Source organism: Streptomyces sp. NPDC003077 (genome assembly GCF_040611095.1).
Lineage (GTDB): Bacteria > Actinomycetota > Actinomycetes > Streptomycetales > Streptomycetaceae > Streptomyces.
This window is the reverse complement of the sequence record NZ_JBEXNM010000046.1, coordinates 1-12,233: the sequence shown is the minus strand read 5'-3', so window position 1 is coordinate 12,233 and position 12,233 is coordinate 1. Positions and strand designations below refer to the sequence as shown.

General features: G+C 72.3%; 11 protein-coding genes. 5 read left to right on the top strand and 6 right to left on the bottom strand.

Translation table 11 applies throughout. The features are described from left to right. Nucleotides 1-90 precede the first annotated feature (90 nt). Both ABZX96_RS26070 and ABZX96_RS26065 read left to right on the top strand, forming a co-directional pair. The gene (locus ABZX96_RS26070) at nucleotides 91-861 is read left to right on the top strand and encodes a haloacid dehalogenase type II (RefSeq protein ID WP_355549045.1); all 771 of its coding nucleotides are present in this window, start codon (nucleotides 91-93) and stop codon (nucleotides 859-861) included. A 177-nt stretch (nucleotides 862-1,038) separates the two neighbouring features. Further along, nucleotides 1,039-1,923, top strand: coding sequence for an alpha/beta hydrolase (locus tag ABZX96_RS26065; protein WP_355549043.1), 885 nt, complete (start codon nucleotides 1,039-1,041; stop codon nucleotides 1,921-1,923). Between the two features lie 148 nt (nucleotides 1,924-2,071). On the opposite strand, the gene ABZX96_RS26060 is transcribed toward ABZX96_RS26065, so the two are convergent. Both ABZX96_RS26060 and ABZX96_RS26055 read right to left on the bottom strand, forming a co-directional pair. Further along, on the bottom strand, nucleotides 2,072-2,803 hold the full coding sequence (locus ABZX96_RS26060; protein ID WP_355549041.1) for a response regulator transcription factor: 732 nt from the start codon (nucleotides 2,801-2,803) through the stop codon (nucleotides 2,072-2,074). Between the two features lie 177 nt (nucleotides 2,804-2,980). Beyond that, on the bottom strand, nucleotides 2,981-4,174 hold the full coding sequence (locus tag ABZX96_RS26055) for a sensor histidine kinase (RefSeq protein ID WP_355549039.1): 1,194 nt from the start codon (nucleotides 4,172-4,174) through the stop codon (nucleotides 2,981-2,983). Nucleotides 4,175-4,474: 300 nt separating this feature from the next. Between ABZX96_RS26055 and ABZX96_RS26050 the strand changes: the two genes are divergently transcribed. After that, entirely contained in the window at nucleotides 4,475-5,623 is a 1,149-nt protein-coding gene (locus tag ABZX96_RS26050; protein WP_355549038.1) for an SAM-dependent methyltransferase, read from the top strand. A 177-nt stretch (nucleotides 5,624-5,800) separates the two neighbouring features. Here ABZX96_RS26050 and ABZX96_RS26045 read toward each other — a convergent pair whose 3' ends face one another. Continuing rightward, complete coding sequence (locus ABZX96_RS26045; protein WP_355549036.1) at nucleotides 5,801-7,192, bottom strand: PH domain-containing protein; 1,392 nt, start codon at nucleotides 7,190-7,192, stop codon at nucleotides 5,801-5,803. Between the two features lie 215 nt (nucleotides 7,193-7,407). After that, complete coding sequence (locus ABZX96_RS26040) at nucleotides 7,408-7,884, bottom strand: PH domain-containing protein (RefSeq protein ID WP_355549034.1); 477 nt, start codon at nucleotides 7,882-7,884, stop codon at nucleotides 7,408-7,410. A 150-nt stretch (nucleotides 7,885-8,034) separates the two neighbouring features. Between ABZX96_RS26040 and ABZX96_RS26035 the strand changes: the two genes are divergently transcribed. Next, entirely contained in the window at nucleotides 8,035-9,177 is a 1,143-nt protein-coding gene (locus tag ABZX96_RS26035) for an NADH-quinone oxidoreductase subunit D (RefSeq protein WP_355549032.1), read from the top strand. A 136-nt stretch (nucleotides 9,178-9,313) separates the two neighbouring features. On the opposite strand, the gene ABZX96_RS26030 is transcribed toward ABZX96_RS26035, so the two are convergent. Further along, nucleotides 9,314-10,006: a DUF4232 domain-containing protein gene (locus ABZX96_RS26030; protein ID WP_355549030.1), complete on the bottom strand. Its 693-nt coding sequence runs from the start codon at nucleotides 10,004-10,006 to the stop codon at nucleotides 9,314-9,316. Nucleotides 10,007-10,398: 392 nt separating this feature from the next. Next, entirely contained in the window at nucleotides 10,399-11,040 is a 642-nt protein-coding gene (locus ABZX96_RS26025; protein ID WP_355549028.1) for a TetR/AcrR family transcriptional regulator, read from the bottom strand. A gap of 67 nt (nucleotides 11,041-11,107) precedes the next feature. Here ABZX96_RS26025 and ABZX96_RS26020 point away from each other — a divergent pair, with 67 nt between their 5' ends. Beyond that, nucleotides 11,108-11,914 carry a hypothetical protein gene (locus ABZX96_RS26020; protein WP_355549026.1) on the top strand — a complete coding sequence of 269 codons (807 nt, stop codon included), beginning with the start codon at nucleotides 11,108-11,110 and terminating at the stop codon, nucleotides 11,912-11,914. Nucleotides 11,915-12,233 lie beyond the last annotated feature (319 nt).

Here is a 12,233-nt window from a genome sequence, read left to right as displayed (position 1 = left end):
GCCCTCGCCCGGTCGGAATACCGTGTCGGCTCCGCGCCCGGGGATACCCTCTCCTCACGCCCGCACGAACCCGACCGAAAGGACGGAAACGTGACGAACCCCTTCGAGCGCAGCGGGGCTGTCTCCGAGCGCAGCAGGGCCCGCGCGAACGCCGCGTTCCCCGGTGACATCACCACGGTCGTCTTCGACGTCGTGGGCACCGTCGTCGACCAGACCGGCACCATGGTCAGCGAGACGAGCGCGGCCTTCGCGGACAGCGGGCTGGACCGCGGTGGCGTCGAGCCGCTGGTGCGGACCTGGCGGGACCGGCTGGACGGGCTGACCGCGCGGGTCCGGGCGGGGAACGAACCCTGGCAGCCCCACGACACGCTGTGCCGCCGTGCCCTGTTCGAGGCTTTGGAGGCCGCCGGATCGCCGCCGCTGCCCGAGGACCGCGTGGAGCGGCTGGCGATGGTGGGCCACCGCCTGCGGCCGTGGCCGGAGGCGGTCACGTCGATCGACCGGCTGGCCCGGAGTTTCGCGGTGGTGGCCCTGACGAACGCCAACTGGTCGGAGGCGGTCGATCTGTCCGTGGCCGGCGGTCTGACCTGGCACTGCCTGCTGTCGGCCGAGGCCGTCCGCGCCTTCAAGCCCGACGCGGCGGTGTACGAGCTGGCGACCGGTTCGCTGGGGATCGATCCTCGCCACAGCTTGTTCGTCGCGGCTCACCCTTGGGACTTGAAGGCGGCGCGCGGCCACGGCTTCCGGACCGCGTACGTGCCCCGGCCCAACGAGGCGACGACCGACGACCCGGGCCAGTTCGACCTGCACTCCCCCGACCTGGCCCACCTGGCGGACCTTCTCATCGGTGTCGCGGCTTAGCACCCGCTCCTGTTCGCCCGGCCCACACCTTCATCGCCCTGGCCCGGACCCGGCCCGCGGTTTCCCACCGTGCCGGACGAGCCGATCGGCCACCAGATCCCTCGGGCTGACCGCGGCACCCCGGCTCCGGCTCCGGCTCCGGCTCCGGCTCCGGCAAGCAGGAAAGGCAGGTTCACGATGACCGAGCACGTCAGCACCCGCGACCTGGTCATCGGTTACGAGGTCGACGGTCCCGCGTCCGGCCCGGTGGTGGTGGCCGTGCACGGGTGGCCGGACGACGCGCATTGCTGGGACGGAGTGGTGCCGGAGCTGTGCTCGGCCGGGTGCCGGGTCTACCGGCCGTATCTTCGCGGCGTCTCACCTACGCGTTTCCGGACGGCGGAGAAGCAGCGCAGCGGTCAGATCGGTGCCCTCGCCCACGACCTCTCGGCGTTCCTGGAAGCGCTGGACCTGCGGAACGTCTGTCTGGTGGGGCACGACTGGGGCGCCCGCGCCGGGTACGTCCTCGGGGCGCTGTTTCCGGAGCGGCTGCGGACACTGGTGGCGATGTCGGCCGGTTACTCGACGAACCTCGGACGCATCCCATACCCACTGGCCCAGGCGTATTGGTACGAGTGGTTCGTCGCCACGGAACTGGGCCGCACCGCGATGGACGAAGACCGGCGGGAACTGTGCCGGTACTTGTGGCGCACCTGGTCTCCGGGCTGGGCCTTCACCGACCGGGAATTCGAGCAGGCCGCCGGCCATTGGGACAACGCGGACTGGGCGCCCATCACCGTGCACGCCTACCTGCACCGCTGGGGCGAGCGTCCTGGTGACCCCGCTTACGAGGACATCGAGCGCGAGCTGGCCGCGAGCCCGCCGGTCCGGGTGCCGACCCTGGTCTTGCACGGTGCGGACGATCGCGACAACGCGCCGCACACCACCGAGGGGAAGCAGGACCTTTTCGCGGCACGTTACGAACGCCAAGTGCTCCCGGGGATCGGTCACTTCGTTCCACGTGAAACACCGCATGCCGCCGCACAGGCGATCCTTCGGCACGCCTCGCTCGGTTTCACGTGAAACGTGCTACAGATTGCTGATCTTGGCCAGTTTCACGTGAAACGTGGCTGCGGGCCCGCCCTTCGGGCGTTTCACGTGAAACGTGGCCACGGTTCCGTCCCCTTCGCGACAGCGCACGGCACCCGCCGCCCGTTCTCCCTGTTGTGCCTCAGGACGCTCCAGAGCCACCCGGTGAGGCGCCCCCGGCCCGCACCAACCCGGTCTCGTACGCCAGCACCACCGCCTGCACCCGGTCGCGGAGTTCCAGCTTCGTCAGGATCCTGCCGACGTGCGTCTTCACCGTGGCCTCGGACAGGACGAGCTTCGCGGCGATCTCCCCGTTGGACAGCCCTTGCGCGATCAGCAGCAGGACCTCGCGCTCGCGGTCCGTGAGCCGTCCGATCTCCGGGCCCACCTTCTCGGCGCCGGTGGTGGGCAGCATCGGCGTGAAGCGGTCCAGCAGACGCCGTGTCGTGGACGGCGCGACCACCGCGTCACCGCTGTGCACGGCGCGGATGCCGGCCAGCAGCTCGCTCGGCGGCACGTCCTTGAGCATGAAGCCGCTCGCCCCCGCTTTGAGGGCCGAGAACGCGTACTCGTCCAGGTCGAAGGTGGTGAGGATGAGCACCTTCGGCGCGCCTTCGTTCTGGCCGCCCGCGCAGATCCGGCGGGTGGTCTCCACACCGTCGAGGTGCGGCATCCGCACGTCCATCAAGATCACGTCGACCCTGGTGTGCCGCAGTACGTCCAGGGCTTCCACGCCGTCCCCGGCCTCGGCGACGACCTCCATGTCGGGCTGTGCGGCGAGCACCATCCGGAACCCGGTGCGCAGCAGCACCTGGTCGTCGACGAGCATGATTTTTACGGGGTTCACCGGCTTCTCGGCGTGGGCTTCGCTCATGAGTTCAGGGTACGTACGCGGGGACGCGGCCGGATCATCATTCAGGCTGAGTGTGCGCCTCACGGAGCCGACCGGCCGACCGGCCGACCCGGCCGTACGCGCTCCGGTCCGGCGCCTGCGCGCATCCGGCCTGGCCCGTGTGCCGGGAAAGCCGCGGCCAAACGTCCCCGTCCCGCCCTACCGCTCCGGCTTCAGCGGCAGGACCGCGCTGATCCGGAAGCCACCACCTTGGCGTGGCCCGGCTTTCAGGATGCCGCCCACCATGCCGACGCGTTCCCGCATGCCGATCAGGCCGTGCCCCAGGCCGTCCGCGCCCCCCGACTCGTACAGCTCCTGCTGAGCACCGCGCCCGTCGTCCTCGACCAGGAGGTCCAGCTCGTCTTCCCGGTAGGTGAGCCGGACGGTGGCTCCGACGTCGGGACCGCCGTGCTTGCGGGTGTTGGTCAGGGCTTCCTGGACGATGCGGTAGGCGGTGAGTTCGACGCTGCTGGGCAGCGGGCGGGGTTCGCCCTCGACCCGGAAGTCCACCGGGAGCCCGGCGCCGCGGACCTGGTCGATGAGGTCGGCGAGCTGTTCCACGCCGGGCTGCGGGACGTACTCGCCGCTCTCGGGCTGCTCCCCCGTGCGCAGCACGCCCAGCAGGCGTCGCATCTCGGCGAGCGCCTGCCGCCCCGTGCCGGAGATGGTCTCCAGCGCCTGTTTGGCCTGCTCGGGGGAGGAGTCGAGGACGTAGGCGGCGCCGTCCGCCTGGACGACCATGACGGACACGTTGTGCGCGACGACGTCGTGCAGCTCACGGGCGATCCTGGCGCGTTCGGCGGCCACCGCGATCTGGGACTGGGTCTCGCGTTCCTTCTCCAGCCGGGCGGCCTTCTCCTCCAGTTGGGCCCAGTAGGCCCGCCGCGTACGCACCGAGTCACCGAGCACCCAGGCCAGCACGAAGGGGACGGTGAGCAGCGCGGTGATGAAGACGAGCTGACCGGCGTTGCGGTACGCCGGCCCTTCCCCGAAGCGGATCATCGAGAGGGCCGGCGCGATGAAGGCGCCGCAGAGCGCGAGTCGCGAGGCCCAGCGGGTGGTTCCCGAGGCGACCGTGTAGGTGATCACCAGCATCGCGAAGTTGGACACGTTCTGTTCGACACCGGTGACGAGCTGGACGGCACCGATAGCGATCGCCAGCAGCAGCATCTTCTCGGGTGCCTTGCGACGCAGCGCGACGACGGCCGACATGCCGACCACGCACAGCATGGCCAGTGGTCGCTCCGAGAATTCCGCCAGGACCCACAACGAACCCAGGCCGAAGAGGAGGACCGCCCAGAAGGTGTCCACCCCTGTCGGGTGCCTGCGGAAGAAGTCGTAGAGACGCTGCACGTAACCCAGCGTAGGCAGGACGTATAGATGTACGGGTCAACCGGACGGGCGATCCTCGCTCCGCGCCGTACTCCCCAAGGTGGAGACGGCACCGCGCGGCCCCGCCCCACGGTCCTCCCACCGCCTCGCGAACGGCGGTCCGCGAGGTCCACCGCCCCGCGCACGGCGGTCCGAGAGGTCCACCGCCGCCGCGCACAGCGCTTTGCAAACGTCCCACCGCAGCCGCGCACGGCGGTCCGCGAGCTTCCCACCGCCGCCGCGCGCAGCGGTTCACGAGTCCGCGCGCCTTACCGTAGGGCGGTGACGAACGAGTGGCGCGGCTGGCGGGACGCGACGGAGAGGGCCCTGTACGGTCCGGACGGTTTCTACTCCCGAGCGCACGGCCCCGGTCCGGCCGGGCATTTCCGCACCTCCGTGCATGTCTCCCCGCTGTTCGCGCAGGCGGTCGCCGGCCTCCTGCGCCATGTGGACGCGGCGCTGGGTCACCCGTCGGAGCTGGCCCTGGTGGATGTGGGCGCGGGCCGTGGCGAACTGCTGGCCGGGGTGCTCGCCGCGCTGCCGGACGACGTGACCGCCCGGCTCCGGCCGTACGCCGTCGAGCGGGCGCCCCGTCCCGCCGGGCTCGACCCGCGCGTCACCTGGCTCCCCGAGCTTCCCGCCGCCGCATCGCTGACCGGCCTGCTCTTCGCGAACGAGTGGCTGGACAACGTTCCGGTCGACGTCGTCGAAACCGACGCGGCCGGTGTGGCGCGCCGGGTCCTCGTCGGCCCGGACGGGACGGAACGCCTCGGCGATCCCGTCTGCGGACCGGATGCCGACTGGCTGGCCCGCTGGTGGCCGCTCCCCACACGCGACGAGTCCAAGGCGCCGGGGGGAACGGAGGGGCGGGAGGAGGGCGAAGCACCCCGATCACCGGGAGAGCCGGACGCTGCGGAGCCTTCGGAGGGGCACCAGCTCGGGGCCGGTGCCGCCTGCCCCGTCCCCGGTCTGCGGGCCGAGATCGGCCGGCCGCGCGATGCCGCCTGGTCCCGCGCCGTCCGCGTGCTGCGCGCCGGGCTCGCCGTCACGGCGGACTACGCGCACGACCGGGCCACCCGGCCCCCGTACGGCTCGCTCACCGGCTTCCGCGAAGGGCGCGAGGTACGCCCCATACCGGACGGGACCTGCGACATCACCGCGCACGTCGCGCTGGACGCCCTGATCCCGCGGGCGCCCGCGGGGAGCCCGCCCGCGCGGCTGCTCACCCAGCGGGACGCGCTGCGCGCCCTCGGTGTGGACGGGCGCCGGCCGCCGCTGTCTCTCGCGTCGAGCGACCCGGCCGGGTACGTCCGCGCGCTCGGCGCGGCGGGGGCCGCCGCCGAACTGATCGACCCGGCGGGGCTGGGCGGTTTCCGGTGGCTGGTGCAGCCCGTGGGAGGGGCGTGTGCCGGGGTGCTCGGGGAGGGCTGACGTCCGCGGGGAGGGAGGGCTCGGAACCCCCGGCCCCTGACCAGGCCCGTCCGCCGCCCCGTGCAAAGTCCGCGCCTTCCCGGCGACGCCCGACTCCCCGGGAACCCCCCAGCCGATCCCCCGCGCACGCTCGGCAGGAGGGAAACCCGAAAGCGCTGGCGGCCGGAATCCCCGCCCCTAAGCGGACGCGTCCGCCCCCTCCCGCCGCATCCACCGGTCAGGCAGCGCCTCCCGCCTCCCCGTGCGCGACCGTTCCGCCTGCTCGGTCACGATGCGCCGGGCCTCGGCGGCCGGACGCAGGCGGGCGACGACCGTGGTGTTGGCCCCGGTGTCCACCGAGACGTGGGCCAGGTCCAGCCGCCGCTGCCAGGGGCCCTGGCCGAGCCGTACGCTCTGCACCTTCGCGTGCGGGACCAGCGTCAGCGTCCGTTTGAGGACCCCGGTGGAGGCCGCGAAGACGGCTCCGTCCGCGGCCCAGCCGTAACCGCGCCGGAAGACGGGCGCCGCGAAGCGGGCCCGGCGCGGCGCGGGCCGCAACGCCGCCCGCACGGCGTCGACGTCCACGCCGGAGAGGACGTACTGGAGGACCATCCGGGCGGTGGCCTGGTCGGCGACGGGGAGCAGGACGTCGTTGGACGAACCCGCGACGTCCAGTTCGATGCGCATCCAGCCCTTCGGGCGCCACAGCAGCGGCCGGATGATCCGCACCGCCTGGACGCGGCCGGGCGGCACCGTCTCGTGCTTGCGGTCGAGCAGGCCGTGGTCCAGCCGGAGGCCGTCCGGCGACTCGCCCACCGTCCAGTCGTACTCGCTCAGGAACCGGCCCCCGGTCGCGGCCCACAGCACCCCCAGGAGCGAGGCGACCCCGGCCGCCGCCGCCCAGAAACTGTGCGTGACCCACCAGACCAGGCCAGCCGCCACGGCGCAGCCGAACACCGCCGACAGGAGCGCGCCGTTCAGCAGCACCGCCACGCCCAGCATCCGCGGCGCCACCCGGGTCACTTCCCGTACGGGTGCCTCCCCCGCCGTCTCCGCCGACGCGGGCGTGAACCCGGCGGCCAGCGCCAGCAGCTCCGCGCGCAGCGCCCGCGCGTGGGCCCGGCCCAGGTAGGCGAGCTCGTCCTTGTCCTCCGTGCCGATGACGTCCAGCTTGAGTTTGGCGATGCCGAGCAGGCGGGCGAGCAGCGGTTCGGCGATCTCCACGGCCTGGAGGCGTTCGAGCCGGATGTGGACGGCGCGGCGGAAGAGCAGGCCGCTGCGGATGCGCAGTTCGGTGTCGGTCAGCGCGTAGTACGTACGGCGCCAGGACTCGACGCCGTACGTGACCGAGGCCACCACCAGCAGCACCATCCCCGCGACCAGCCAGCCGCGGTCCAGCCGCAGCGCCCAGTCCCGCAGCCAGTCCTGCTTGACCAGGCCCACGACCACCGCGATCGGGGCCCAGGCGCGCCGCAGCGGCGTCACCGGGTGCAGGCGCCGTTCCCGGCGGTGACCGGGGTTGTCGGGGTGACTGGGGTGACCGGGGTTGCCGGAGGCTCCGGTCGCACCTGTCTCGGATGTGTCAGGCACTGGCTTATCGATCGCCGGGGCACCCACCGCCGACGGTTCGATCACCAGAGCACCATCGCCCACCGCAGCGTGAGGCACCGAAGCCTGAGGCCCCGCAGCATGAGGCACCGACGCCTCCGCCACCGACGCCCCTGCCGCCGACGCGTCCCCCGCGTCCGTCACCACGCGACCGTCACCCGTCACCTCATGCCGCTCGTCAGACACGCGAGGCCCCCTCACAGCCCCGCCGACCGGGCCTCGCCCAGTTCGGTCAGCCGGTCGCGCAGGCGGGCCGCCTCCTGGGGGACGAGGCCGGGGATCTTGGCGTCGGTCCGCGCCGCGGCGGTGCGCAGTTGCACGCTCGCCAGGCCGAACCGCCGCTCCAGCGGTCCGGAGACCACCTCGACCAACTGCATCCGCCCGTACGGAACCACCGTCAGCTCGCGCCACAGCACCCCGCGGCTGATCAGCAGGTCGTCGGCGCGTTCGGCGTACCGCCAGGAACGCCAGTTGCGCTCCAGCACCCGCCACCCCCAGGCCCACGCGATCAGCGGCACCAGTCCTAACGCGGCGTACAACGGTCCCGCCAGCCACCACAGCAGGCCGGCCACGAGCAGCGCCAGCGGCAGTGAGGCCAAGGACAGCAGCAGCCGGCGCAGTCGCAGCAGTTCCCTGGGCACTGTGCGCCAGTCGGCGTGTATGCCTGTGTGCACCGCGGCGTTCCCCCCGTTTTCGCTCGTCTTGTTCCCCCGCCGTCCCGCCCACCTTAGAGGCCGCGCACCGACCCCGAAGAGCCGCCGTACTGGCCACGAAGCGCCGCCGTCCCCACCCGGGAGAGTCGCCGTACTGAGACAATGTGCCCCATGACGGAGACCACGGTCGGCATCGGCGGTGCGGCGGAGAGCACCGACATGGTGCTCAACATCGGCCCGCAGCACCCCTCCACGCACGGCGTGCTGCGGCTGCGCCTCGTCCTGGACGGTGAGCGGATCCAGCATGCCGAGCCCGTCGTCGGCTACATGCACCGGGGCGCCGAGAAACTGTTCGAGGCCCGCGACTACCGGCAGATCATCGTGCTCGCCAACCGCCACGACTGGCTGTCGGCCTTCTCCAACGAGCTGGGCGTGGTGCTCGCCGTCGAACGGATGCTGGGCATGGAGGTCCCCGAGCGCGCCGTGTGGATGCGCACGCTCCTGGCCGAGCTGAACCGCGTCCTGAACCACCTGATGTTCCTCGGCTCCTACCCCCTGGAACTGGGCGGGATCACGCCGGTCTTCCACGCCTTCCGCGAGCGGGAGGAACTGCAGAACGTCATGGAGGAGATCTCCGGCGGCCGGATGCACTACATGTTCAACCGGGTCGGCGGCCTCAAGGAGGACCTGCCCGCCGGATGGCTGGACCGGGCGCGGCACGCCGTGGCAGCGGTGCGCTCCCGGATGGACGTCTTCGACCGGCTGGTCCTCGGCAACGAGATCTTCCGAGGCCGGACCCGCGGCGTGGGGGTGCTGTCCCCGGCGGCCGTCCACGCGTACGGCGTCTCCGGCCCGATCGCCCGCGCCTCCGGCGTGGACTTCGACCTGCGACGGGACGAGCCCTACCTCGCCTACGCCGACCTCCAGGACACCCTGCGCGTGGTGACCCGGGAGGAGGGCGACTGCCTGGCCCGCTTCGAATGCCTCCTGGACCAGACCCACAATTCGCTCGACCTCGCCGACGCGTGCCTGGCCCGCGTCGCCGAGCTGCCGCCCGGCCCGATCAACCAGCGCCTCCCCAAGGTCCTCAAGGCGCCGGAGGGCGCGACGTACGCCTGGACCGAGAACCCGCTCGGCATCAACGGCTACTACCTGGTCTCCAAGGGCGAGAAGACCCCGTACCGGCTCAAGCTGCGCTCGGCGTCGTACAACAACATCCAGGCGCTGACCGAGCTGCTGCCGGGGACGCTGGTCGCCGACATGGTCGCCATCCTGGGGTCGCTGTTCTTCGTGGTGGGCGACATCGACAAGTAGGCGCCGCGTACGGGACGGGCGGGGCGCCTCAAGCAGGCAGGGCACGCGCCGGGCGCACCGCAGGTCGCCCGGCCGAGGCTCCGGCGAGGCGGCCCGCGCCGCACGGCAGGCGGTCACGCCCCCCGCGCCCCGCGGCTCATCGCTCCTTCTCGGGCCGTTTCCAGGCCGTGGCACCCAGCTTGCCGGTGGTGCCCACGTCGATGAGTTCCTTGACGACCTGCGGGGGCCGCCCCTTGGCCGGGGTGACCTCCAGGAACTCCCCGTTCGCCGGCTCGGTGATGCTGTCCACCGTGTTGCGCCACACCAGCATCGCTATCGCCCGCTCCCCGGGCCGCAGGGTCAGCGGACGGGCGCCGGGGTCCTTGATGTCCGACGCTATGGAGGAACTGTCGACGGTCCGCACCGCGAGGGGCTCGCGCTTGTCGTCCAGGACGCGCAGGCCCGGGTAGCCGTTCACTTCGTACGGCCGGGTCCCGCAGTTGGTCATCGAGATCGACATGGCCCGCAGTCCCATGGCGGCGCTCACCGGTCCGCCCGCGATGCGCACGCCCGGTTCCGGGCAGGCGGTGGTGTTCTCGGCGGACGAGGACGGCGGGGTGGAGGCGATGGTCAGGTCGGACGGGGTGGGCACGGCGGACGATGCGGACGGCACGGGCGCCGCCGAGGAAGTCGTCACCCGGGAGGACGACGGCGCCGGCTTGGCGTCCGCGCCCGGGCCGGAGGTGCCACATGCGCTGCCGAGGAAGGCGGTGGCGATCAATACCGGAACGAATCCGGCCGACCGTACGCGCTTCCGGGCCCGGCCCTGCGTCGTGTCCATGATGTCCATCCGGGGAGCATGCCACGGCCGCCGACCCGGGACGGGCCCGGCCCCACTCCACGTTCGTCGGGCGGGAGTTCGCGCCGGTCACACCGAACGCGTCACTCGGCAAACGGGTTTGTCCCGCACACCAGCCGAACCCCGCCTTGTCGACCACCAGGCACCCGCGCGCAACCAAGCCCCCGCCTCGTCGACCATCAAGCGCCCGCACCCAGCCAAGCCCCCGCCTCGTCGACCATCAAGCGCCCGCGCCCAACCAAGCCCCCCGCCTCGTCCGCCATCAGGCACCCGCGCCCAGCCGAACCCCGCCTCGTCGACCATCAACCGCCCGCGTCAACCACCGACCGGCCCGTCAGCCCAAGGCCGCGCTCCGGCGCCCCGGCCCCGCGGCACCGCTCTCCTCAATTTCGGGGAGCCCCCACGGCAGCGGCCGGGCTCCGCAGCGTGTCCACGTGCCGCCGCAATACCCGCAGGAGCACGTCCGGCGTGACGCTTTCGGGATCGGCCATCGCCTGAACGGTGAGGCCGTCGAGCAGCGAGTGGAGTCGGAGCGCCTCCAGTTCGATGTCCTCGCCCGCGCCCCAGGCCCCTTCCTCCCTCGCGCCGCGCAGCACCATCACGAGCAGGTGCCGCGTGGTGGCCTGCGACTCGGCGACCACCGGGCGCAGGCTCGGACGCGTACGGGCCGCCGTGACGAACGCCTGCCACACCACGCTCTCGACGCGGCGCACCTCGTCCATGGGCAGGAACTCGGTCAGCAGCGCCTCGGCCTGGGCGCGGCGCTCGCTCTTCAGGTCCGGGGAGGTCAGCCGGTCGACGTGCGCGCGGACCCGGCGTTCGATCCGGGCGCTCAGCTCCCGCATGGTGAAGAGCATCAGCTCGTCGTGGTCGGTGAAGTAGTGGCGGACCGAGCCGATGGCGAGTCCGGCTTCGTCGGCGACTTTGCGCAGTGACGCGTTCTCCACACCCTCGCGCATCGCCACACGCAGCACCGCTTCGGCCACGGCCGCGCGGCGTTCACGGGGATCGACGATCTTCGGCATGTTGAGATTGTGGCACGCCTGAGCTAACTTGTTTTTAGCATGGTCGAGCTAAAAACGGGGGTGCTCAGTGACCGGATGGCTGCTCTGGGTCTTCGTCGCCATCGGTGTGGTCCTGCCGGTGGCCTTGCGCATACGGGGCTATCCAGCGGATCTGCGGGACCTGTTCGTCACGCCCTTGATCTTCGTCGGCATCGGCGCCCTGTCCCTGGCCAAGATGGACGACCTCAGCCCCAAGGACCTCGCATGGGCCACGGGTGGTGCTCTCCTGGGCCTCACGCTCGGTGTCCTGCGGGGGTGCCTGACGCAGGTGTACGAGAAGGAGGGCGTGCTCTGGCAGCGTTACCGCCGCAAGACCCTCTTCCTCGTCCTCGCCTCGCTCGTCGTCATGGTCGGGTTCGGCTTCCTCGCCGCCGGGGTGGGCGTGCACAAGGACGCGCGTCCCGTCCACCTGAACATCGGCGTGAGCTTCCTCGGCGAGGCGCTGGCCATCGCCTACCGCGGCTGGAGGACGGGCATCCCGTTCGCCACCGAGAACAAGAGCAAGCCCGGCAGGGGACGCGAGGCCGGAGTGCGGAACACCCCGGGACGGCTCGACACCCCAGGACGGCGCAGCACCCCGGGCGGGCCGCCCGGGCAAGGCCCGCCCATGCCCCATCCCCCGCCGACTGACGCGTATGGAACGCGCGCCCCCGCACCCCGTCCCGGGCCGGACGAACAGGAGAGGGAGCCGGGCGGCACCCCGGGGACCCGGTGGCTGCCGCCGAGCGGACGCCCCAACCTCTCCGTGCCGGCGCCCCGGAGCAACCACCCTGGTTTCACGTGGAACAAGAACCCCGATGAGCCTGAGCAACAAGGCGGCTCAGGCCAACCGTGAAGCCCGGCCGACCATGAGCCAGGAACTCCGAGTCGTACGGCCCGTCACCGCGCATCCGCACCGAACCGCCACCGCCGCCACCACCGCCGACAACGCCCGGCAGCGCGCGCCTGGGTGACGTGTGGCTCGTGCCCGCGTGGTCGCGCGTCTCGGTGGCGTCGGCGTAAGGGTGCGCCGACGACATGCCGGTGGGAAGACGGCACCTACGGGGGTGGTGCCGTGGACCTGCCGGCCCTGGGGCCCTCGGGCCGGCGGCCGTTCGCCGCCGCGCCCGGCCCCGGGACGGACGACGCCGTGTACGCACCCCTGGTGCGTACAC